19 protein-coding genes are annotated in these 23460 nt (G+C 44.5%); 5 read left to right on the forward strand and 14 right to left on the reverse strand.

Features of this window, described 5'->3' with window-relative positions; all coding sequences use genetic code 11:
* Positions 1-73 precede the first annotated feature (73 nt).
* On the forward strand, positions 74-1234 hold the full coding sequence (chrA, locus tag AC1DFM_RS13895) for a chromate efflux transporter (protein ID WP_477077335.1): 1161 nt from the start codon (positions 74-76) through the stop codon (positions 1232-1234).
* Here chrA and AC1DFM_RS13900 read toward each other — a convergent pair.
* The 4 genes from AC1DFM_RS13900 to ku are packed head-to-tail and all read right to left on the reverse strand — an operon-like array spanning position 1229 to position 5927.
* Positions 1229-2572 carry a sigma-54-dependent transcriptional regulator gene (locus AC1DFM_RS13900; protein ID WP_477077336.1) on the reverse strand — a complete coding sequence of 448 codons (1344 nt, stop codon included), beginning with the start codon at positions 2570-2572 and terminating at the stop codon, positions 1229-1231. The genes chrA and AC1DFM_RS13900 overlap by 6 nt on opposite strands.
* 50 nt (positions 2573-2622) lie before the next feature.
* Positions 2623-3558 carry a non-homologous end-joining DNA ligase gene (gene ligD / locus AC1DFM_RS13905; protein WP_477077337.1) on the reverse strand — a complete coding sequence of 312 codons (936 nt, stop codon included), beginning with the start codon at positions 3556-3558 and terminating at the stop codon, positions 2623-2625.
* Positions 3559-3564: 6 nt separating this feature from the next.
* Positions 3565-5142, reverse strand: a complete 1578-nt coding sequence (gene ligD, locus AC1DFM_RS13910; protein ID WP_477077338.1) for a non-homologous end-joining DNA ligase — start codon at positions 5140-5142, stop codon at positions 3565-3567.
* Positions 5139-5927: a non-homologous end joining protein Ku gene (gene ku / locus AC1DFM_RS13915; RefSeq protein WP_477077339.1), complete on the reverse strand. Its 789-nt coding sequence runs from the start codon at positions 5925-5927 to the stop codon at positions 5139-5141. The genes ligD (AC1DFM_RS13910) and ku overlap by 4 nt, the downstream gene beginning before the upstream one ends.
* 108 nt (positions 5928-6035) lie before the next feature.
* Here ku and AC1DFM_RS13920 point away from each other — a divergent pair, with 108 nt between their 5' ends.
* Positions 6036-6383, forward strand: coding sequence for a hypothetical protein (locus tag AC1DFM_RS13920; protein ID WP_477077340.1), 348 nt, complete (start codon positions 6036-6038; stop codon positions 6381-6383).
* Positions 6384-6394: 11 nt separating this feature from the next.
* On the opposite strand, the gene AC1DFM_RS13925 is transcribed toward AC1DFM_RS13920, so the two are convergent.
* Both AC1DFM_RS13925 and AC1DFM_RS13930 read right to left on the reverse strand, forming a co-directional pair.
* Positions 6395-7462, reverse strand: a complete 1068-nt coding sequence (locus AC1DFM_RS13925) for a DNA topoisomerase IB (protein ID WP_477077341.1) — start codon at positions 7460-7462, stop codon at positions 6395-6397.
* A 118-nt stretch (positions 7463-7580) separates the two neighbouring features.
* Positions 7581-7823: a hypothetical protein gene (locus AC1DFM_RS13930; RefSeq protein ID WP_477077342.1), complete on the reverse strand. Its 243-nt coding sequence runs from the start codon at positions 7821-7823 to the stop codon at positions 7581-7583.
* 312 nt (positions 7824-8135) lie between these two features.
* Between AC1DFM_RS13930 and AC1DFM_RS13935 the strand changes: the two genes are divergently transcribed.
* Entirely contained in the window at positions 8136-9578 is a 1443-nt protein-coding gene (locus AC1DFM_RS13935) for a sensor histidine kinase (RefSeq protein ID WP_477077343.1), read from the forward strand.
* Positions 9579-9637: 59 nt separating this feature from the next.
* Positions 9638-11077, forward strand: coding sequence for a two-component system sensor histidine kinase NtrB (locus AC1DFM_RS13940; protein WP_477077344.1), 1440 nt, complete (start codon positions 9638-9640; stop codon positions 11075-11077).
* Positions 11078-11153: 76 nt separating this feature from the next.
* Here the strand turns inward: AC1DFM_RS13940 and AC1DFM_RS13945 are convergent, their stop codons facing one another.
* The 3 genes from AC1DFM_RS13945 to AC1DFM_RS13955 form a co-directional block, all read right to left on the reverse strand.
* Complete coding sequence (locus AC1DFM_RS13945; RefSeq protein WP_477077345.1) at positions 11154-12587, reverse strand: sigma-54-dependent transcriptional regulator; 1434 nt, start codon at positions 12585-12587, stop codon at positions 11154-11156.
* 69 nt (positions 12588-12656) lie between these two features.
* On the reverse strand, positions 12657-13019 hold the full coding sequence (locus AC1DFM_RS13950) for a response regulator (protein ID WP_477077346.1): 363 nt from the start codon (positions 13017-13019) through the stop codon (positions 12657-12659).
* A 7-nt stretch (positions 13020-13026) separates the two neighbouring features.
* The gene (locus AC1DFM_RS13955; protein ID WP_477077347.1) at positions 13027-15300 is read right to left on the reverse strand and encodes a glycosyltransferase; all 2274 of its coding nucleotides are present in this window, start codon (positions 15298-15300) and stop codon (positions 13027-13029) included.
* Between the two features lie 419 nt (positions 15301-15719).
* Between AC1DFM_RS13955 and AC1DFM_RS13960 the strand changes: the two genes are divergently transcribed.
* On the forward strand, positions 15720-15998 hold the full coding sequence (locus AC1DFM_RS13960; RefSeq protein WP_291925417.1) for a hypothetical protein: 279 nt from the start codon (positions 15720-15722) through the stop codon (positions 15996-15998).
* Between the two features lie 121 nt (positions 15999-16119).
* Here the strand turns inward: AC1DFM_RS13960 and AC1DFM_RS13965 are convergent, their stop codons facing one another.
* The 5 genes from AC1DFM_RS13965 to AC1DFM_RS13985 form a co-directional block, all read right to left on the reverse strand.
* Complete coding sequence (locus AC1DFM_RS13965; protein WP_477077348.1) at positions 16120-17142, reverse strand: NAD(P)H-dependent glycerol-3-phosphate dehydrogenase; 1023 nt, start codon at positions 17140-17142, stop codon at positions 16120-16122.
* 157 nt (positions 17143-17299) lie between these two features.
* On the reverse strand, positions 17300-18679 hold the full coding sequence (locus AC1DFM_RS13970) for an efflux RND transporter periplasmic adaptor subunit (RefSeq protein ID WP_477077349.1): 1380 nt from the start codon (positions 18677-18679) through the stop codon (positions 17300-17302).
* 24 nt (positions 18680-18703) lie between these two features.
* Entirely contained in the window at positions 18704-20149 is a 1446-nt protein-coding gene (locus AC1DFM_RS13975) for a TolC family protein (RefSeq protein ID WP_477077350.1), read from the reverse strand.
* A 144-nt stretch (positions 20150-20293) separates the two neighbouring features.
* Positions 20294-20959, reverse strand: coding sequence for an ABC transporter ATP-binding protein (locus AC1DFM_RS13980; RefSeq protein WP_477077351.1), 666 nt, complete (start codon positions 20957-20959; stop codon positions 20294-20296).
* Positions 20960-21075: 116 nt separating this feature from the next.
* The gene (locus tag AC1DFM_RS13985; protein ID WP_477077352.1) at positions 21076-23460 is read right to left on the reverse strand and encodes an ABC transporter permease; all 2385 of its coding nucleotides are present in this window, start codon (positions 23458-23460) and stop codon (positions 21076-21078) included.

Here is a 23460-nt window from a genome sequence, read left to right on the forward strand (position 1 = left end):
CCTTATAAATTCGTCCAATCGGCATTCACTAAAATTCACTGTGCTTCTACGTCATATTCCTTTCTTAAAAGCTGTGCTATTACATAGCATCACCGCCTACGGAGGACCGCAAGGTCATCTGGCAATGATGATGAAAACGTTTGTACAGCAACGTAAGGATGTTACCGAGCAGGAACTGATGGAATACAATGCGTTTTGTCAGTTGCTACCGGGAGCGTCTTCTTCCCAAACCCTTACCCTGATTGGCTATAAGCGTGGAGGCGTTGTACTGGCCATTATCACCCTGTTAATATGGATAACACCGGCCTGCCTGATTATGGGGTCGTTGAGTTTTTTGCTACAATATTTTGGCAGGAATGCACTGAATACAGATATTTTCAAATACGTACAACCAATGGCAGTGGGCTTTTTAGCCTATGGTGGTATCCGGGCATTCCGTATCAGCATTAATAACATAGCCACGTTTGCCATCATGGTGGTGTCTATGTTTACCGCCTTCTACCTGAAATCACCCTGGACTTTTCCGGCGTTGATTATTCTCGGGGGCATAGTGTCCAATTTTAGTAACAAGCGCATCCCTGATGTGGCGGAAAAGCCACGGAAGATACAGTGGGGGAACATCTGGTTGTTTGCTTCGCTGTTTATCCTGGCGGGTATCCTCTCCGAGCTGGCTCGTACCCACGAGTGGATTACCAGACGTCCCTTTAACTTATTTGAGAACTTTTACCGTTTCGGAAGCCTCGTATTTGGTGGAGGAGATATCCTGATAGCCATGATGCTGGAACAGTATGTTACCCGCAGCAAATCGCAGTATATGACAGCAGAAGAGCTGCTGACCGGTGCAGGTATCATGCGGGCGCTACCGGGGCCCACTTTCTCCATATCTGCGTACGTAGGTGGCATGGCCATGCGCAACCTGGGTATGGGTTATCAGTTCCTGGGCTGTATGCTGGCACCGATCGCCATTTTCCTGCCCAGCTTATTACTGGTGCTGTTTTTCTTTCCCATCTGGAGCAATCTGAAGAAGTATGTGGTGATCTACCGGGCATTGGAAGGCATCAATGCCGTGGTGGTAGGGATTATGTGGGCAGCTACCCTGATCCTCTTTTTTGTGATCTCGCCTACCTGGTATAACCTGCTGATCATGGCTGGTACCCTGGCATTGCTATCCCTTACGAGGGTGCCTTCTCCCTTTATCGTACTGGCGTGCCTGTTATTAGGCTGGCTGTTATAACGTAACGATATTATATTCCTTGATTTTATTATAAAGGGTGGTAAGACCTATTCCCATTAGTTCTGCCGCCTTTGTTTTATTGCCTTTGGCATGAGCCAGTACCCGTATGATATGCTTCTTTTCCATGTCGGCCAGGCGCAATGAATTGTCTTCCTCGCTGTTTCCCTGTTGAAAATCCAACGGTAACACAGGCGTATCCAATATATCCGTGTCCGTTAAAATGACGGCTCTTTCAATTACATTGCGCAGCTCACGGATATTTCCTTTCCAACTATGCTGTTGTAAAGCCTGAAGGAAAGCGGGTGTCATGCCGCTGATGCGTTTATTCATTTTAGGCGCTATCTGTTGCAGGAACCAGGCCGCCAGTAAAGGAATGTCTTTGCGGCGTTCATTCAGGGAAGGCAATGATATCTGGAAGGCAGAGAGGCGGTAGTATAGGTCGGCCCGGAAATGTCCTGCGGCGATTTCCTGCTCCAGGAGCCGGTTGGTAGCGGCAATAATTCGTACGTCCGTTTTAGTGGGTTTGGACTCTCCTACTTTGTAGAACTCCTGTGTTTCCAGTACCCGCAGCATTTTAGCCTGTAATTCGATCGCCATCTCCCCTATTTCATCCAGGAAAATGGTGCCTCCACGGGCTTCTTCGAAGAAGCCTTTTTTATCTTTTACCGCACCGGTAAAGGCGCCGGCCACATGCCCGAATAGTTCACTTTCCAGAATCTCCTTGCCAAAAGCACTACAGTTCACCGCTACAAAGGGCTGTTGCCTGCGCTGACTGCCCTGGTGAATGGCTTGTGCAAATACTTCTTTGCCTGCGCCGGTTTCACCCAATAGCAATACGGTCATATCTGAAGGCGCCACTTTTTCGGCCAAAGCGATAGCAGCACGTATTTCAGGGGATTCTCCCAAAATATTACCAAAGTTATACTTACCCCCTATTTTCTGTTCCAGTTCGCGGATACGGAATTGCAGGTGGGCTTTGTCCATGGCCTTGCTTACCAGCGGCAGAATGCGATTGTTGTCATCCCCTTTGGTAATATAGTCGAACGCGCCGTTTTTAATGGCTTGTACACCATCGGCGATGTTACCATATGCCGTGAGCACAATGGTTTCAATTTCGGGGTATTTGACGCGTATATCGCGCACCAATTCCACCCCGTTACCATCCGGAAGTTTTACATCCGATAGTACAATATGTATTTCTTCCTTTTCCAGTATCCTCATGGCTGCCCTGAAATTGGCAGCTTCATAAAGGGTATATCCTTCCAGGGCCAGCAGGCGGCTTAGAAGCTTGCGGAGCTGGTCTTCATCATCGATAATTAAAATATGGCCTTTAGACATAGCCCTGCAAAGATAGTAGTTCCAATGGCTCGTTAAGGGAAATAAAAAGACTATGCTTTTACAAGTTGCTCTATTTCACGCACCGCTTTCCGCAGGTCATTTTTCACACTTTTAATATCCTCCCATAAATCACCTCTTTCGTTTAGGCGTTTCAGTGAATTAGAGATGTCAAAGTCGCTGATGCGCAATTTGGGAGTTACTTCTTTCCACAATAACGGCATAGACACGGTGGCGCCGGGTTTAGGCCGAACGGAATAAGGAGCAGCCACCGTTTGCCCGCGACTGTTTTGCAGGAAATCGATATATACTTTCTTATTCCTGGCCGCTTTAGCCCTGATCACACTGGTAGTGCCGGGAAGTGCTTCATTTACCTGCTGTGCAATGTACCCGGCAAACAAACGGCTGCTGTCGTAACTGATTTTAGCCGTACCCGTTGGAATGTAAATATGCAGCCCTGTAGACCCGGAGGTTTTACAAAAGGAGGTAATATTGAAATGATCCAACTGTGCTTTGATATGCTGCGCCGTTTCCACCACATATTTAAAATCGATGTTCTCCGGGTCCAGGTCCAACACTATAAAGTCTGGCGTATCCAGCGTTTTTAGCCTCGACAGCCAGGGGTTTATTTCAATACAGCCCAGGTTCACCATATAGGCCAGGGTGGCTTCGTTGTTACATACCAGGTAGTCCACATTTTTCCCGGTGGAATCCGCCACCAGTGGCACACTTTTAATCCAGCCCGGCGTTTGCGTGAGGTCCAGATCTTTMTGATAAAAGGAGGGGCCGTCAATGCCATTGGGAAAACGATGTAAAGACAATGGCCGGTCTTTCAGGTGTGGCAAAATAAACGCGGATACAGACAGGTAATAATCGATCAACTGCCCTTTGGTAATCGTTTCCTTTGGCCAGTACAGCTTTGACTGGTTAGTCAGGGTTACTTTTTTGCTGTTTAACGTGAGTATACGTGTGGTGTCTGCGGTTGCCATAGTAGCTTATTTTGCGGTTTCGCGGAATACCTTTTTCGCTTGTTTATCTTCCCGTAATCCCAGGAAAATGGGCTGCCTGAGATGTCCATCGCCGGTCCATTCCTGGAATTTCACCTGGCATACCAGCTGAGGCCTGACCCAGGTTACCGGCATATTGGTGGCTATCTTTACCCCAAAGGGATTTACATCCGTGATCAAAGGCTGCAACTTGTTATACAGTTCACCGATGGTGGTCTCATTGAGGCCGCCGCCACAATGCCCGATGTAGTGCAGCTGTTTCCCTTCATAGATCCCCAATACCAGTGCGCCTATTTTTTTCCTGCTGCCGCGAGGGGCAGTATAGCCGCAGATAACCGCTTCCTGCTCGTTGATGTTTTTGATTTTAAGCCAGTCCATTCCCCTCTTTCCTTCCTGGTACACGCTGTCAGTTTTCTTAGCAATGATACCCTCCCATTGCTTTTCCTCCGCGTTTTCAAAAAAGCGCTTCCCGTTTTTTAATACGTGTGTGGAAAAGCGAAGTGTCTTATCTTTCACACCTGCCAGCAGCGTCTTTAGCAGGATTTTTCGCTCCAATAGTGTCAGGTGTTGAATATCATGGCCATCCAGATAGAGCAGGTCAAATAAGGCATATATCAGTCGTCCCTTGCCCGTGTTTCGATATTGTTGCAACGCCTGAAAGTTCGATATACCTTTTGTATCGAGTACTACAATTTCTCCGTCCAATACAACATCGTGATCTATTTTCTCCAGGGCCGCTACTACGGGAGGATAAGCGTCCAGGAAGGATAGTTCGTTCCGGGAATAGAGAGCTACGTCATGATTCTTTACCGTAGCAATAGCACGATAGCCATCCCATTTGGTTTCGAAGAGCCACTCGTCCCCATCAAAGGCATTATCTACAAGTGTTGCCAGCATGGGTTTGTAGACTTTTTTAATGGTGTCCTTTTTTGTTTTTTTTGGGGGAGACGGAGCTGTTTCCCGGGAGGCTACTGATTTTTTCTTTGTGTCTTTCTTTGCGTCGGCTTTCTCCTTTATTCCTTTTTCTTTTATACTTTTTGGCGTATAGTCTTCACTGTTATATTCGTTGACGGCGTACTTGTCTTTATGCTTAATGAGCAACCAGGCATTGCCTTCGGCTGCTTTCATTTTCACCAGTGCAAATTCTCCCTTCAGCTTCTTCCCTTTCATCACTATTTTCAGATCGCCGGATTTCAGTTCCTTGAGGGCTTCTTTATCAAAGCTGCTACCATTGGGATTCATCAGCTCAAAGGTGCCTTTATCCCAGATGTAAACGGTACCAGCACCGTAGTTTCCGGCGGGGATAGTGCCTTCAAAGTCTTTGTAATTATAAGGGTGATCTTCTACCTGCATAGCCAGCCGCTTATCCGCCGGATTCATGGAAGGACCTTTAGGTACTGCCCAGCTTTTCAATACACCGGCTATTTCCAGGCGAAAGTCGTAGTGCAAGCGGGTAGCATGGTGGCGTTGAATCACAAAAATATGCTTCCCTGCCACTGCCTTACCAGCAGCGGGTTCGGTAGTTTTAGTGAAGTTTCTTTTTTGTTTGTACAACGACAGGCTCATGACGCACGCTTTTTAGAAGCAGGCTTACTATTACCAAGACTGGCTTTCAGCTGATCAAAAAGTTCATCACTTTTGGTATGTACCACGCGCATTTTCTTCACCACGGTTTTCTTGCCACTGGCTTTTGCTTTGATGATTTTAAGTAGCTCAGCTTTGTATTCATCTTTATACTGTGTAATATCAAATTCGGTGGTATACTGCTTTACCAGCTCCATGGCCATATCCAGCTCTCTTTTCGCAAATTTTATATCACTGGGTATGGTCAGTTCTGCGGATGACCTCACTTCTTCTTCAAAACGGAGTTGTTGTAATAACAGGTAATTTTCGCGGGGGCGTATAACCGACAGGTGCTCCTGAGAGCGCAGTACAAAACGGCTTAATCCTGCTTTTCCGCTTTTCTGAAGGGCTTGTAACAATAGTGCATAGGCTTTTTCGCCACCTTTTGCCGGTTCCACGAAGTAAGCAGATTCAAAATAGATATCATCTATATCAGTTTCTTCTACAAAGGATTCTATTTCAATGATCTTACTTTTTTTCGGACTGGCAGCTTCAAAATCTTCGTCCTCCAATACTATATATTCATCTTTATACAGGTATCCTTTCACGATCTGCTCCCAGGGCACTTCCTTTCCGGAGTTTTCATTGACCCTTTTGAATTTAATATGCGCCAGATCCTTGCTATCGAGCATATCCAGGTCCAGCCGGCTGTCCTGAGTGGCGCTAAATAATTTCACTGGAATATTTACGAGTCCAAATCCAATAGACCCTGACCATATTGCACGCATGATGAAATGGGTTTTGGTTTAGTAAAAAGTTAACATAAATAGTACCATTATGATAAAACATCGCGGCATAACTTTTGGTTTTTCATCTTTACACAAAAACCATTTTTTATGGAAAAGCCAGGTGAAATGACCACATTATCAAGAGTACTGGAAAGACTGCATGAGAGAGGCTTCGATCATGAATTAACGATGAGTGATCATGGCAGATTGCAGAATAAGGATGCACAAAAAATTTATCATCCGGAAGACCTGACTATCATTAAAACCTATCGTTTTGAAGGTGAGTCCGACCCTTCGGACTCGGCTGTTTTGTATGTGCTGGAAGACCAGGACGGTCAAAAAGGCTATGTACTGGACGCTTACGGCGCATACAGCTCCCATGAGGGGGCAGGATTTGATGAATTCATCCAGAAAATTAAGGTAGAAGACAGAGAAGAACAGCTATTATTTCAATAGCAGCAGCATAGTCAGGCATTTTGAAGAAATTGTAAGAGCACTTTTTCGTCTGCACGCAACCCGTCCCGCCCATTGCCGGACGGGTTGTTGCGTTTAGTGCGTAGTTGCTGCAGCCAGGGTTCCAATGTTCCTTTTTCGTAGCTTTCCAATAGTTGTGGATGGATATAATATTTCCTGCATACGGCGCGGGTATTCCCCAACTTGCCCGCCACACCGTCGATTATTGCTACAATGTTACTGCGGCATTCTGTTACTGTGGTAAACGGGGTAAGATCTGACAGTAAATTCAGGGCGTTTACCGTTCCGGCCCAGGTACGAAAGTCTTTGCAGGTAAACTCATTTTCCTTGCAGCAGGTTTTGATATAATCATTTACTTCTCCGGAGTCAAGTCCTTTATGGTCGCCGTTTGCATCATAGTACTGGAACAATACCTGTCCGGGGATATCCCTAACATTTTTCAACAATTTAGCCAGTGTTGCATTGCGGAGCATTATTTTATGTTGTACACCTTTTTTGCCTTTAAATTGAAAGAATGCCTCGCTGCCGTTTATTTTCACGTGTTTGTCCTGCAAGGTAGTGAGGCCGTGGGAGCCGTATAATTTTTCATAAGACGCATTCCCTACCCTTATCAATGTTTCCTCCATTACCGATAAGGCAATAGCAATTACTTTTTCTTTATCGAGGGTTGATCTTTTCAGATCTTCGTTTATACGTTTACGTATATGCGGCAAATTTGCGGCAAATTGCAGGAGGCGATAGTATTTTGTTTCGTTTCTGGCTTTGGCCCAGGTACTGTGATAGCGGTATTGCCTGCGGCCCATTGCATCCATACCGGTGGCCTGCAGATGGCCATTGGGCCAGGTGCAGATCCATACCTTTTCCCATGCAGGCGGTAATACAAGGCCACGGATACGGGCCAGCACCACTTCATCTTTGATGACAACGCCACCGGCATCCAGATAAACAAACGATTTTCCTTTACGCTGACGGGTAAAGCCTGGCGTATTAGCTTTCACATAACGTAACTTCACGGACTTCGCTACGGCAATGGGGTCGGTGATCTGATCTATGTTAACCATTCAGGATCTTATTTTTGCAGATGAAAAGGATTTAAAAAGGCCCCCTGCGTTTCGCAGGAGACCCTTGTAGTTTTTCCATTTAACAATTATAGAATCTTGCATAACCAACAATTCATTTTCAACGATGATCCGGTGATTTCCTTTTGAATGCTTCCTCTCTCTCCTCTTCTGCTTGCGGGTCTGCGGGCTTTCTGGGCGTTTCCCTTTCTGGCAATTCTTCCGGAATAGGCTCATTTTCCGGCATCACCGGCGGTTGTGTTGGCGGCGGCTGCACCGGTGTAGGACTCTCTTTTCCGGGCTGTTGTTTATCAGGAGTAGAAGGATCAGGAGTGGGTTCTTTATTTTTATCCGGGTTATTCATGACTCATTTTTTTATGGGTGAAGACTATCGTTAGTGATCCAAAGTTCATTCCAAGCACGGTGATCTGATCACTTCAACGCATAGCGCATCTCCCTAAAAACCAATACAGACAAAGGTCACAGCAGATATTTAGCTCTGCCGCAACGGTTTATACGGATTCATCCCATACAGGCCGTCATCCACGTAGAATTAATTAGCATTCTGTAGAATATGTTGCTCAGTGAGGCAGTAGTAAGAAAACAATACTTTTTAACCACATATCTCATACAGAAATAGTAAATTGAAATGCTTACTTACATCCCATACAATCAGATGCATTTTTCAATACACAAGAAAATACGACTCGGATTCTTCATTGCCTTTACGGTAATTGTGGCTGCGTCCGTGCTTTCCTTTCTCGTAGCTAAAAACCTGTTAGACAATGCCGGCAGGCTTAATCATGCCATAGAGGTATCCAAACGGCTAGAGGTAATTACCCGTCAGCTGAAGGAAGCAGAGGCCGCTATCAGAGGCTATACGCTTACCCAGGACAGCTCCTTTCTGGACCCCAGTATGCAGGAACGGACCAACCGGATTGAAGAAGAATATTTGTTGCTGCGCAAAATCACAGCAGACAATCCCGTACAACAAAAACATCTGGATACATTACGACAATTACTTGCCATCAAATATCAACAGCTGAAAGTAGGGAGTGAAAATTCCACCCAACTAAAGCAGCAATCGTCTGTAAAAGAAGGCGAAAAAGCGATGGATCTCATCGATAATAAGGTGCGTGATATGATCCGGATTGAAGAAAACCTGGTGCAGGAAAAATCAGAACTGTTCCATTTCTTTGCTGTAATGTGGGTGCCTATGATCTTCATATCTTCTCTGGTGGCTATTTTGATAGGTATCTATTCCTATGTAACGCTTACCCGGGAATTTAAATTACAACTACATATTGAAAGCCGGATGAAGTCGTACCAACGTGATCTCCAACAAAATATTTCGCTGTTAAATAAAACCAATCAGGAGCTGGAGCAATTTGCTTACGTGGCCTCGCATGATTTGCAGGAGCCTTTGCGGAAAATTTCTACGTTCAGCGACCGGCTACAAATCAAGTATAAAGAGCAATTACCGCCCGATGCCTCGCAACTGATAGATCGCATGGTATCTGCCGTTTCCCGCATGCGGGTGCTTATCAACGACCTGTTGATTTTCTCCAGAGCGGGCCGCATTACGCCGGAAATTATTACGCCGGTAGACATGAATAAACTCTTACAGGAAGTACTCAGCGACCTGGAAGTAACACTGGAAGAGAAGAATGTACAAATTAAATACGACCAGCTACCCGTGATTGAAGGAAGCGATACCTCTTTCCACCAACTCTTTCAAAACCTGCTGGCCAACTCTATCAAATTTGCCAGCCCCGACAGGCCGCTGCAAATAGATATCCATCATCAAATCCTGTCTGGAATTGAATTAGGGGTACCGAAGGAAAGCCGCGCCAGGGAAATTTTCTGCCGCATTAGTGTCGATGACAATGGAATTGGATTTGAACAAGCTTATGCGGAACGCATCTTCCTGATTTTCCAACGACTACATGGCATCAGCGAATATACCGGTACGGGTATAGGGCTGGCGATCTGCAAAAAAATTGTGGATAGCCATAACGGCTATATACAGGCATATGGAGAGCCCGGCAAAGGCGCCTCCTTCGTAATTATACTACCCTTGAAACAATCGCATAGAGAAGAGGATCATGAGGCTGGTTAAGCTAGCATCGTTATTGTGGTAGATGAGTCCTATTTTTTATGGCCAAACCAATTGAAGCAATGAGCGAGCGTGCTATTCACATTTTGATGATCGATGATGATGAAGATGATTTTTTCCTTGTAACGTCACTACTGGAAGATATATCACCCGGGCAATATGTACTGGAATGGGCATCTACTTACCAGAAAGGCATTGCTGCCATTGAAAACAATACATACGATGTATTCCTGGTAGATTATCGCCTGGGGCCAAATACCGGTATAGATATTCTGCATCGCATTCAGCTGATGCCCCATCAGCCTCCGGTAATAATGCTCACCGGGAAAGGCGATTATAATATTGACAGGGAAGCCATGCTCGCAGGGGCCTACGATTACCTGGTAAAGGGAGAAATGGCCGCTGATCTGTTAGAAAGATCCATCCGGTATGCAGTAGACGAATATAGCCACCGCCGGTCTATTGAAGAAAGTGAAAAAAAATACTACGGCATCTTCGAAAAAGCACACGACCTCATTATACTGGCCGATAAAGAACATCACATTGTAGATGCCAATCCCGCCGCTCTTCGTACCCTGAATTACAACCGGGAACAAATACTGCAATTATACCTCCGTGACCTTTTCTTTTCGGATGAACAACACGACAAATTTTTAAACAGTACCCTATCGGGAAGCCAGGAATATGAATTTAAGACAGCAGGCAATAAAAAACTTATTGTACTTATCAATACGGTTACACTGGACGAAGCCGCCCAAATATTTCTGTATGTGATACAGGATATTACCGATAAAAAAAGAGAAGAACAGGAGAAGCAACACCAGGAGAAATTTGTTATCACCGGTCGTATTGCCAGGGTGATTGCCCATGAAGTAAGAAATCCGCTGACCAATATTTTACTGGCGGTAAGTCAGTTTAAAGACACAGACGAAGTAATTATAGGTGAAGATTCACAGCTTTACACAGATATCATAGAGCGTAACTGTACCCGTATCAACCAGTTGATCACGGAACTGTTGCATAGCACGCGTATGATAGAGTTACATGTGGACAACTGCGGCATCAATACCCTAATTGAAAAAGCATTAGTGCTGGCCCAGGACAGGATACAGCTCCATGAAATACAAGTAGAACGTCACCTGGTATCGCCGGATATTCTGATAAGCGCCGATGAAGAAAAAGTAGTGATTGCATTTCTTAATATTATTATCAATGCAATTGAAGCCATGGCACCAGGCAAGGGCATACTAACAATTACCACTACGCGTAGTCATGATAAAGCGAAGCTAATGATTGCAGATAACGGCATAGGTATTCCTGAAGATAAGCTGTCAAGGCTATTTGATCCTTTTTTTACCAGCAAATCAAAAGGTACAGGGCTTGGGTTAACCAGCACGCAAAACATTCTATTGAATCATAAAGGAAGTATACACGTGGACAGTGAGCCTGGCAAGGGCAGCATCTTCACTATTGCACTACCGGAACTAACAGTTAGCCATTAGCTATAAACAAAATGCAGCGAAGACCATATGATCTCCGCTGCATTTTGCTAATAGCTAAAAGCTAATGGCTAGCTGCTTAGTAATTAATATTCAGCAGCCGCAGCTTATTATACAATGTTTTACGGTCAATGTTCAAGACCTGTGCTGCTTTTGTTTTATTATATTTCACTTCTTTCAGCACATTAATAATTTTATTATACTCTGCCTGTAAAGCTACTGTTTTCAGATCATTGTCGTTCGACAACATGGCCAATTCTCCGGATACAAATACTTCTTCCGACGCCTGTGTAAATGACTCTTTCATTTCGAGTGGCAGGGCGATCATAGTAATATCTTCCTTTTCCGGTGTGAGTAGGCATGCCCTCCGGATTACATTTTTCAGTTCACGGATATTGCCGGGCCAATTGTACTGTTTAAAACAATCCCATACTTCAATGGAGATTTTTCCACAGGATTTATCCAGTTCCTTTTCTACCTGGTTCACGAAGGCGGTAGTAAACAAAGGCAAATCATCGCGGCGTTCTCTCAATGGCGGAATGTAGATCGTAAATTCATTCAGACGATGAAAGAGATCTTCTCTAAATTTGCCCCGTTGTACGGACTCAGAGAGCTTTTCATTGGAAGCTACTATGATACGTACATCAATGGGTACTTCTTTTAAGCCACCTACTTTACGGATTACTTTTTCCTGTAGCACCCTTAACAAGGCTACCTGTATATCGTACGATAAATTAGAAATTTCATCCAGGAACAGGGTACCACCCTGCGCTTGTTCAAAGGCACCTATTTTAGTGTTAATAGCGCCTGTAAAGGAACCTTTTTCATGACCAAATAATTCGCTGGCAGCCAGTTCTTTTGAGAGGCTACCGCAATCGAGTGCCACAAAGGGTTGGTGGTTTCTTTTGCTGTGATGGTGTATTAAATGTGCCACCGATTCCTTACCGGTACCGGTTTCGCCAAAAATGATTACACTGTAATCGGTGGGGGCTACCAGTTTAATCTGGCGGATCAATTCCCGGGCGCCTTCACTTTCACCGTATACATATTTATCGCTTTTATCGTTCTGGCTGCGCGATAGCAAAGTTTCCCTGACTTCCGGTTCAGTACCGGATTCTATGGGTCTTACTGCTTTTCTTTCCTGTTCGGATTCCTTATGTGCGAAAGCTTTATGTACCAGGCTAAGTATTTCGTCGGGATACAGTGGTTTGGAGAGATAGTCATATGCACCATTTTTCACCATTTCCACGGCTACTCTCACGTCTGTATAACCGGTGATGATGATCACGATAGTACCGGGATTAATTTGATGGATATCCTGCAGCAACTTTGCGCCATCTGTATCTTTCAACCGGTAATCACAAAGCACCAGGTCATAGGTTTTCTCTTTCATCATTTTCAGCGCAGCACCACCTGTCATGGTGGAATCTACCTCGAAACCATGTTTCCCGAGAAATTTACTCAGTAGCGTACAGATATTAATTTCATCGTCTATTATCAGAATATTTTTCATACTTCTTTAATATGTGGTAATTGGCAACAACAATGCTAGTTAAAATTACTAATTATAAATAAGAGCGGCCTAGCTTTTAATCGCCCCGATCAGTTCATCAACATGTTTGACACTAAAAGGTTTAGCGAGGAAAAACGCGGCACCTGCTTTCAAAGCGGTTTGTTTTTCCATTGCGGTGTCGTATGCACTGATTGTGACGACGGGTAAAGTTGGGCATTTTTCCTTTATTACTGGTAAGGCATCCAATCCAGAACCGTCTGGCAGATGGATATCCAGGAAAAGGAGGTCGGGTTGATGTTTGAAGATCGCCTGCATACCTTCTCCCAGTTCATGTACATACTTCACAGTATATCCATGACGAACGAGCGTTAATTGCAGCAGTCTGCAAATATCCGGCTCATCATCGATGATTAGAATGCTGGGATATTTCATTTTACTATCAGTTGATGCCGAGCCGGATTGGCTCCAGACTATTTTGTTTCGTTGTAACATACTTATGTTTGTTCCATTGTTCCATCAAAAGTCTGGCTATCAGATAACACACAGTAGATTCGGCACCCTGGTTCTGGTTAATATTATTTTTCTCCAGGCCGTCGTAGCAACCAAAGGTTAGCGGATTATATACCAACTGTTTCAGGTGATTATTACCCAGGTACCAGCTAAATGCCAAACGCATCTTTTCCAGGTATGATTTATTTTTTGTGATATTATAAAACATATTCATTGCCAGCATGGTATAGGCCACTTCGATAGATTGCTCTCCTCCATCTTCCAGTGGCGCCGTGGCATCCCGGTGATACCAGGTTTTATTACTAATCACCTTCATATGGCTGTCGGTAAACGTTTTGCTACAAAGGAATGCCAGGCTCTCTTCTGCTACTTTCCGGTACACTTCTTCTCCGGTTACCTGGTATGCGATCATCATTGATTCTGGTAACACGGCATTTCCGTAGGTGAGATAGGCCTCGTACCAATGCCAGTTTTCGTCTGCCTCGTCTTTGTAATGGCTATACAATTTTGCCGCCAGAATTTGTAAAATTTCTGCAGCTCTTTCTCCCTGCTTGTATTGCAGGAAATAATACAGCCCTTTTATGGTAAAGGCGATGGCTCTGGGCGAGGAAAGTGATTCCATCCAGTGGAAGCTTTGTCTGAACAGCGACAGGCAATCCTGTACGGCATCAAAAGGCAAACTCCTATGGGAATAGAGCGCGTAGCCCAGCGCCCAAATGGTGCGACCATTGGCATCTTCCAGGTTGACCTCCTCGTTCATGGCAGAAAACTCGCCGTCGATATCCACGTAGTTAAGAAATTTGCCGGAAGGCTTTTGGCAATACCCAATAAAACTGATGTATTTGCGACATAAGTTGTGAACAAAGCTACTCGGCTTGAGCTCATTGCTATACATACACATGGCAATGAGGGCGCGGACGTTATCGTCCAATGTGTAACCGAATTCCGGATCGGGTACATCATGTTTGGAGAATTGCAGCATGCCGAATTCGTCGGTCATACGGTCAATATGATCGAGGTATGGAGGGGGTAAATTGGGCAGTATCTTATCGGCGGCCAGCACATCGCTGATCGTGCCCATATGGGCGATAGCCACATTTTCCCAGATAGAGCTACGCGTTTTTTCGATGGCGGCACTGCTCATTTGCTGGCGCAATAGCGGATCAGCCAATAACGTCAGCGCGTTAGCCGCCAGTTGTTCCGCGTTATTGAAGTCGATGAGGCAGCCGGCACCATCTTCCAGCATTTCGCGGGCCTGTACAAATGAGGTAGAGATGACCGCGCAACCTGCACTCATGGCGTAAACAAATGTTCCGCTTACCGCCTGATGCGGGTCTTTGGAAGTAAAGAGATAGATATCTGTCAATGACAGATAATCGAGTAACGTATTGAGTGAAAGATAGCTATTTACAAATTTGACATGATCTTGCAGTTGCAGTGTGGCCACCAGTTCTTCCAGTGAGTTCCGGTATTTTTCTCCTTCTCTTGCACATACTACCGGATGGGTTTTTCCCAGCACCAGGTATACAACATCCGGATATTGCTTTACAATTTCCTTCATGGCCCTGATAGCGGTTTCTATGCCTTTATTTTCACTGAGCAGGCCAAAGGTGCTGAGTACATGTTTTCCTTCCAGGTTGTATTGCTTTTTCAGCGTTGGTAGGTCATCTACAATGTGGGCGTGGGTACCATGAGGGATGTGTACAATTTTGTCTGTAGGTACATGGTATACGCGCTCCAGTATTTCTGCGGATGAKCGGGTCATCACTAACACTTTTGCCGCCAGGGCGCTAATCAGACTTACTACTTTGGTACATTTCAGATCCGGATAAGGTAATACGGTATGAAAGCGCACTACAAACGGTTTATCCAGTAACGACAACATGGCGAGCAGGTTATAGCCATAGTCGCCGCCATACAATCCAAACTCATGTTCAAAACATACCAGGTCTATTTTATCGTTGTCGTTTATCTGCTGTGCAAACTCAATACAATTGTCAATATCGAATGGATTAACGGTATATGTAACCGGAGCCTCTTTAGGGTTTGCTGGTTTTCCCATTTCCTCCAATGCCGCTATTTCAATATTCAGGTTGCCGGCAAAATTCTTATTCATCGCATTTACCAGATCCTGTGCGAAAGTGGCGATACCACATTCGCGTGGGGGGTAAGAAGTAACAAAAAGCAGGGTTCTAATCTTCATAACAAAAAAAATTTGCAATTCTGTTTAACACGTAACCCGTTCCTCTTTTTATTTCCGGGAATGGACTCTGGATGTTCCAAATATCAATCCAATGCGGGTACTGCCGGATTGTAACGGATTGGTCCGGCAAGAAGTGTAGAATATATTCTACACTTCTTTTCCCCTATCCACACCCTGAACAGATTTTTATTTTCTGCATTTATATTTCATTAACGGTTGGTGTAATCATAAAAACTTATAATTGTATTGTATTTCGCAGGGAATTGTAGCAAAATAGGGTACAAATGACATGATTTAATCAAAATAACGCTACAATATTGCTCACTTGTCCATTTCAGCTTATTTTAGCTGTACCAAGGCTTACCATGTGAAACACAACTAACCATTCCGTTTTCTCATTTAAACCCAAAATTGTTGTTATGCGTAACATTGCATGTACTTTCAATGTGGATGGAGTACCTACCAAAATCAACCTGCGGAAGCTACCACGTCAGAGAAGATTTCAGGCCATTATTGATCGAAACATCACAGAGTATATCATCTCCGATGAAACCAATGAGATAGAATACTACGAAGGACCTGTTTTAAGCGATTATCTTTTTACCCGTATTGCTACATTGATAAAACAATATTTTCCCAATGTGCGGGCGATTATGAAGATTGGGGAGGATAACTACGAGGATTATGATGATTACTAAAATTTACTTTCCCGCAAAATCATTCAACTTATTAGGATAATAACATGGAATCAAAGGAGGAACGTTTGGCAAAGCCCCTCCGGCGATTCCATTTCTTTCTATGATTTTGCGGGAAATAACTTTATATGAAGCCTTTTTCCAGTGCCAGGAAAGCTTCTGAAGGGTGTACCTGTTGCCATAAAATAGCGTATACCGCTTGTGCTACCGGCATATACGCGCCAATGTTCCTGTTCATTTCATACATACACTTGCTGGCATAATAGCCCTCAGCAATCATATTCAATTCCAGCTGTGCGACCTTTACACTATATCCTTTGCCGATCATGTTACCGAAAGTACGGTTACGGCTATGCAAAGAATAACAGGTAACCAGCAAATCGCCCAGGTAAGCGCTGGCACTGTAATTATGTACCATAGGCGCAGTTCCGGCCACAGCAGCCTTTTGCTCTTCATATTTTTCCAGGAACGTTTGCATTTCCCGGAAACAATTCGCGATAAATACACTGATGAAATTGTCGCCATATTCCTGGCCATGGGCAATACCTGCCCCCAGCGCATAAATATTTTTGAGGACTGCTGCCAGTTGAACACCCACCACATCTGTATTCACAATGGTTTGGAGGTAACTACCCGTAAACTTATCAGCAATCGCCTGGGTAGAAGCCATTTGTGTACCGGAAAAAGTGAGGTAAGATAGCTTTTCATTGGCTACTTCCTCCGCATGACATGGGCCGGTAATAGTAAAGTACTGGCTGGCTGGTAAACCAAACTGCGCTTGCAGGTATTCTCCAATCAAGGTATTATTGCTGGGAACCAGCCCTTTAATTGCAGAAATAATTTTTTTGTCGTTTAAGGCATCTGCGGGCAGCTGGCGTAATACATCTTCCAAAAAAGCGGAAGGCACCGCCAACACCAACTCATCACAAGCGGCTACCACTGCCTTTACATCATTACTTAATGATAAGAGGCTGGTATCAAAATATACAGAGGTGAGATAATGCTTATTATGATGACGCTGCTGCATATGACGAATGGTGTCTTCATTTCTGATCCACCAGTGTATATGATGACCGTTATCTGTCAGAATTTTTGCCAGGGCAGTAGCCCAGCTACCACTCCCAATTATTCCAATGCTCGTGCTCACAGTGCTGTTTTTTACGCAAGGTAACTAAAAAGCAGAAAGCGTAAAGCAGAAAGCAAAAAGCTATTAAAGCGAATGATAAGAGCGGGTAATTAAATTACTCATTCACACTTATCATTCGCTTTAATAGCTTTTTGCTTTCTGCTTTACGCTTTGCGCTTTATTTCGTTTGTCCTTCGAACAAATCTGCTTTAGGGACTACTTTTACTTTTTTACCGTTATCCAATAAACGGGATATAGCCGTGTACGGTGCACTCACCACCTGGTCTCCTGGGTTAATACCGGATGTAACCTGAATCCAGGCATCGTCCTGTACGCCCGTTTTTACGGATACCATCTTAACAGTACCATCTTTCTGCAATACGAATACTACTTCATTCAAAGTAGGTTTTGTGCTGGCAGAGGAACTGGGGGTAGTATCATCCTGCACTGGCTTCTTCTTATCTCCATGCTTTGTGGAATCCGCATCACGGGTAGTGACTGAATTGATAGGAATAGTCAGAATATTATTTACATAGCGCGTTTGAATATCAACGCTGGCGCTCATACCCGGACGGAACGGAAAAGTTCTTTTGCCGGATTTGGCGATCAGGTCTTCATAGCTGGAAGGCAATATGCGGATATGTACAATATAGCTGGTTACCTGTTCTGCAGAAGAAGCGGTAACTGCGGTAGCAGTGGCTGCGCCTTTACTGGAGCTGGCGATCTGTGTTACGGTACCTTTGAACTGACGGTTATTATAGGCGTCTATTTCAATGATGGCCGTATCGCCATATTTTACTTTTGGGATATCGTTTTCGCCCACATCTACCTGTACTTCCATGGTATTCATATCGGCTATGCGGAGCATTTCAGTACCAGTCATTTGTGCGGTACCTACTACGCGTTCCCCTTTCTTTACAGACAGCAGGGAGATAATCCCCCCCATAGGTGCAGAAATGGTAGTACGACCGAGATTTTTATTGGCTTCGTTCAGGTTGGCCTGAGCGCTTTGTACGGCGAATTTATTACCGTTGATACTTTGCACGGCAGCGTTATAATCTGCCAGTGAGGCGAGATAAGTAGCTTCTGCGGTTTCGAATTCTGATTTGGAGATCACTTTCTGGCCAAGGAGTTCCTTGTTTCTGTTATAGGCAGCTTTGTTTTGTTCCAGGCGGGCCTTAAAGGAATTGAGTGCGGCGGCAGAATTGGCTAACTGAGCCTGGCTCTGACTTACAGAGGCCGCAGCCTTGTCTACCATAGATCCGTAAATATCAGCGTATATGCGTGCCAGTATTTGTCCTTTTTTCACGGAGTCACCTTCCTGTACAAGGAGGTCGGTGATTTCACCGGATACGTCAGAACTTACTTTTACTTCAATTTCGGGATAAATTTTCCCGCTGGCTGTCACTACTTCTATGATGTTTCTGTTGGCAGCCTTATCTATTGCAACTTTAATCCCTTCTTCCTTACCAATAACTCCTGATGCTTTCAGTACAAGGAGCAAAATAACGAGTGAACAAAGTATGCCTATGAGCCAATAAAGTGTCTTCTTCTTCATAAAGCAATTTAGTTTCCGGCATCGCTACAGCGATATTTTCTGATCTCTGTAGAATTCCAGTAATTTCATTTTAAATATGTAATCGTATTGCGCCGATACCTTATCTATCTGCGCCCTGAATAATTTACTTTGTGTGGTGATGTAATCAATGGTGTTCATTAACCCGAGGTTAAAGCGTTTCGTCGCAAAATCATATGCTTTCTGTGCGGCGGCCACTCCTTTTGTAGAGGCATTAAATTTCTGTAATGCAGCCACTGCGTTGGCATGTGCAGTATAGATATCCTGTTTCAGCTTTTGATTATCCAGGTCCCGGGTCAATTCCATTCGCTGTACATTCAATTTTGCTTTAGAGGTAGCGGCACGGGCCTGCCAACCATTAAAGATGGGGATTGCCAGCCTTAAAGAGGCGTATTGATATTGTGTATTGTCCAGCTGATCCCGGAAAGAAACGCGGTTTTGACCAATTACATTCAAATGCGGGGTATTAGTTATTACTTTCTGATTACTATTGACTACTTGTCCTATTGTATCCACAGTAAAGAATGGCGCACCCAAAACCGGGTTATAACTGTTACTGGCGTACTGGGCGGAAATACCCGCCCCTCCTGTTAATTTCGGATATAACTGCGCCCGGGTAGCTTTAAAGTTCTTATTAGCGGATTCAATCCTCAGCTCATCTGCTTTTAACAGCGGATAAGTGGTAGTAGCCTTGCTATATACCATTTCCGGTGCCATTTCATTCAGCGGAGTGGTAGTCAGTGTACCAATATTCTCCGGCACTTCTGGGACAAAAGGTATATCAAATCCCAGATTCAGATAAGCCTTCACCTGCAGGGTAGATAAAATCACGTCATTTTTTGCGGTCACCAGGTTGGTACTATCCTGTGCCAGCTGGGCTTCCAGGTCTGCCTGGTTACTTTCTGGCACTGAACCGGCAATCACCAGCTTCTTCGTGTTTTCCAGGTTGGAATTGGTCAGGGATACCTGTACTTCATTCACTTTTACCTGTTCCATATTCAGCAGGATCTGTAAGAAAGATGTTGCCACATTGAATGCGAGATCATTGCGGGCTTTTTCCAACAGAAAGCTATTCGCTTGTGCATCGAAACGGTTTGCCTTCATCGTATTCACTTTGGAGAACCAGTTGAAGATATCAACCGATGCATCCAGTCCGCCGGTACCGGAGAAATAGGAGGTAAAGATGTAGCTATTGGTTTGGGGGCTGGGACTACGACCTTTCGTCCAGTTACCACCAAGGGTACCACTTAAGTTCGGCAACAGCCCGAGCTGGCTTTGTTTCAGCGTCAGGTCTGCCAGTCTTTTTTCAATGACTTGTTGTTTAACGGTCAGATTATTTTGCAAAGCATAATCCACGCAACGCTGCAAACTCCACGTATCTTGTGCTACGGCGGATGCGATGTTAGCAAACAATAAAATCAGGAGTATTCCTGTTATTCGGGATATTCTCATAACATACCAAAAATATAGTAATTGTGATGATTGTTTTTCACCTTTCTTGATAGAAGGCAAAAATTTAACAGGTATGGCAGTATACCTCATCAATTGAGTGTACAACATAATCTTTTTTTTACAAATTCTAAAAGTGAGCTGCCCTTATGGTTGTATCTGACCATCGCGGATCTGGATAACGCGGTTACCGTAGGTGGCATTCACATCTGAGTGGGTGACCTGGATAATGGTGATCTTGTCCTGCTCATTGAGGTGTTTGAACAACTGCATGATAACTTTAGCCTGATCAGAATGCAGGTTACCGGTAGGCTCATCAGCCAGGATAACGCGTGGTTCCGCCACTATAGCACGGGCAATACCTACCAGCTGTTGCTGCCCCMCGGATAACTGATTTGGGAAGAGGTCTTTCTTAGCTACCATATTAAAGCGGTCCAATACATCGGCTACCCGGCTTTTCCTTTCCGAAGCAGGTATATTCTTATACAATAAAGGGGTTTCAATATTTTCATACACTGTTAATTCATCTATCAGGTGATAAGCCTGAAACACAAATCCTATAGAGCCACGGTGTAACTGGGTACGTTTCTTTTCATTCATTTTATCTACCCGCTCGCCTTCAAAGAGATATTGTCCTTCAGAAGGTTCTTCCAGCAGCCCCATAATGTGCAGTAATGTGGATTTTCCAGAACCGGAAGGTCCCATGATGGATACAAACTCTCCTTCATTAATAGTAAGGTCAATATCTTTCAGGATATAGTTTTTTCCGAATCCAACGGGGAAATGCCTGGAAATTTTCTGCAATTGTATCATGATCAGTTAATTTGTTTTTTGATAATTGTGCTATTACTGCATAACGGCATAGCAATATAATTAAAACTAATGGCCTGCGATTAGGCACAAACGTTAATGTGCTATTCCTTCATCATTTAGTCGGCCCGCAAACTATTGATCGGATTCGCCAAGGCCGCTTTCACGGATTGCAAACTCACTGTCAGCAAGGCAATCACCATTGCTATCATACCGGCTAGCAGGAAAATCCATATACTCAGACTGGTACGATAAGCGAAGGTTTCCAGCCAGTGATGCATAACATACCAGGCTATCGGCGCCGCTATCAGCAAGGCTATCAATACCAGCTTCACAAAATCTTTAGATAGGAGTGCTATCACGTTGGTAACAGATGCCCCCATTACTTTACGAATACCTATTTCGCGGGTACGCTGCTCTGCGGTGAATGCCACCAATCCCAATAATCCCAGGCAAGACACCAGGATCACCACGGTAGAGAAAGCAGTTAAGATAGTACTGGTTCTGAATTCTGCTTTATACAAGCTATTGAAATCATCGTCCATAAAATGATAATCAAAGGGCGTTCCCGGCAGAAAATCGTTCCAGATTTTGCCAATACCGGCAATAGTTTGCGGATCATTATGACCGGTTGTCTTGATCAATATCTCTCCAAAATAATCATACTCAGGAAACACAATAATAGGCTCTATCTTACTTTTCATGGACGCAAAGTGAAAGTCGCGCATCACCCCTTGCACACTGCCCACACGGCCATTCATGGCCAGTCTTTTTCCGATGGCTTCCTCCGGCTTCCAACCCAGTTGACGTATAGCCGTTTCATTCATAAAGAAGTGGTACACCCTTATACTATCCGGCTTCAACACATCCTGGATATCTGCATGGCTAAAATCATTTCCGGCAATCAACTGAATACCCATAGTATGCAGGTAGTCCTTTTCTACCGGAATAGCTGTAATATTCATGCTGAACCCGGGCGGCTTGCCTTCCACATTGCCAATCCCATAACCTCCAGCTACTGCCACCGGCGAATCATAGGAAGCGCTTACTCCTGCTACACCCGCCTGTTGCGATAACCGGCCTTTCAGCGCCTCAAACATCTGGCTGTTTAAATGGTCGCCAGACAGTACCAATACATGTGACCTATCCAGCCCAATTTTTTTATGCTGAATATACCGTAGTTGATTTCCTACTACCAGGGTACAGATAATAAAGAATACAGATGCTGCAAACTGAAATACCACCAGTGTTTTACGAATATTTCCGCCTGCGGCATAAGTCATCCTTCCTTTCAATACCTGTACCGGCCGGAAGCCCGACAGGAATACAGCCGGATAAGTACCCGCCAGAAAAGCGGTGGCCACAAACACCAGGCCCAGTAAGGCATAAATGCGGTATCCCTGCGTCCAGCCCAGCACCAACCGGGTATCTGCCATATTATTGAAGGAAGGCAACAACAGCAATGCCAGCAGCACACCTATCACCATAGCACATCCTGTAATGAGTGTGGATTCAGCTATAAACTGCCAGAACAGCTGACCTCGCACGGCCCCCAATGCTTTACGCACCCCTATTTCCCGTCCCCTTTCGGCAGAGCGGGCTGTAGCCAGGTTCATAAAATTAATGCCTGCAATCAGCAGCAACAGCACCGCTACAATAGCCAGGATATAGTTATAACGCAAGTCGCCACCCTGCTCCGTAGAGTTACCGGCAATAGAATACAAGTGAATTCCGGTTACCTGCTCTGGTATAAAGTCCATCGTAGCACCGCTATTAGGTGCATCCTTCATCATATCCTTTACCAGGAAAGCTAGCCTGTTATGTAGCCCTGCTGCAGTGGCATTATCGGCTAACTGCACATAGGTGTAATAGTTAGGTGCATTCCAGTTATCTTTTATCCCCAGGGAGGAGTAGCTGGCCAAAAAGTCAAATTTCAAATGGGTATTAGCCGGCGCATCTGCTGCTACTCCTGTAATCAGGTATTCCCGCTTATCATTTATCTTCAGGGCCTTCCCTACTACATCTGTGGTTCCAAAATATTTCTTCGCCATAGAAGCAGATACCACCACCATATTAGGGCCACTCAGTGCAGTGGCACTGTTGCCCGATAACAGCGGGAAAGTAAACATCTGTAAGAAAGCCGGATCTACATAAAGAAAGCGTTGCTCATTCGCTACTTTATCACCATACTTTACGGTGGTAGGTGAAGGATATACCCTGGCTACATTTTTAGTTTCGGGATATTCTTTTATCACGTTCTTCAACGCATTAAAGGTCACTGCCGTATGTACCATCGGCTGATCCTTTTCTCCGTAGTCAGTACGGATGCGGTACAACTGTGCTGCATTCACGTGAAACTTATCGTACGTCCATTCGTTTTGCAGGTAAAGCGCCAACAATACAAAGCAGGCAATCCCCGCAGCCAGCCCTGTGATATTAATTAATGAATATAACTTGCGCTTTATCAGATTTCTTACTGCCGTTTTCAAATAATTACGCCACAT

The sequence above is a fragment of the Chitinophaga sp. 05T412 genome, assembly GCF_056396465.1.

Excerpts from the sequence above, each read along its gene's own strand:
- AC1DFM_RS13920 (WP_477077340.1), top strand. The coding sequence starts at position 6,036 with ATGGAAAAGCCAGGTGAAATGACCACATTATCAAGAGTACTGGAAAGA.
- AC1DFM_RS13940 (WP_477077344.1), top strand. The coding sequence starts at position 9,638 with ATGAGCGAGCGTGCTATTCACATTTTGATGATCGATGATGATGAAGAT.
- ligD (WP_477077338.1), bottom strand. The coding sequence starts at position 5,142 with ATGAGCCTGTCGTTGTACAAACAAAAAAGAAACTTCACTAAAACTACC.
- AC1DFM_RS13960 (WP_291925417.1), top strand. The coding sequence starts at position 15,720 with ATGCGTAACATTGCATGTACTTTCAATGTGGATGGAGTACCTACCAAA.
- AC1DFM_RS13945 (WP_477077345.1), bottom strand. The coding sequence starts at position 12,587 with ATGAAAAATATTCTGATAATAGACGATGAAATTAATATCTGTACGCTA.
- AC1DFM_RS13900 (WP_477077336.1), bottom strand. The coding sequence starts at position 2,572 with ATGTCTAAAGGCCATATTTTAATTATCGATGATGAAGACCAGCTCCGC.
- AC1DFM_RS13970 (WP_477077349.1), bottom strand. The coding sequence starts at position 18,679 with ATGAAGAAGAAGACACTTTATTGGCTCATAGGCATACTTTGTTCACTC.
- AC1DFM_RS13985 (WP_477077352.1), bottom strand. The coding sequence starts at position 23,460 with ATGTGGCGTAATTATTTGAAAACGGCAGTAAGAAATCTGATAAAGCGC.
- AC1DFM_RS13950 (WP_477077346.1), bottom strand. The coding sequence starts at position 13,019 with ATGAAATATCCCAGCATTCTAATCATCGATGATGAGCCGGATATTTGC.
- AC1DFM_RS13930 (WP_477077342.1), bottom strand. The coding sequence starts at position 7,823 with ATGAATAACCCGGATAAAAATAAAGAACCCACTCCTGATCCTTCTACT.
- ku (WP_477077339.1), bottom strand. The coding sequence starts at position 5,927 with ATGCGTGCAATATGGTCAGGGTCTATTGGATTTGGACTCGTAAATATT.
- AC1DFM_RS13925 (WP_477077341.1), bottom strand. The coding sequence starts at position 7,462 with ATGGTTAACATAGATCAGATCACCGACCCCATTGCCGTAGCGAAGTCC.
- AC1DFM_RS13935 (WP_477077343.1), top strand. The coding sequence starts at position 8,136 with ATGCATTTTTCAATACACAAGAAAATACGACTCGGATTCTTCATTGCC.
- AC1DFM_RS13975 (WP_477077350.1), bottom strand. The coding sequence starts at position 20,149 with ATGAGAATATCCCGAATAACAGGAATACTCCTGATTTTATTGTTTGCT.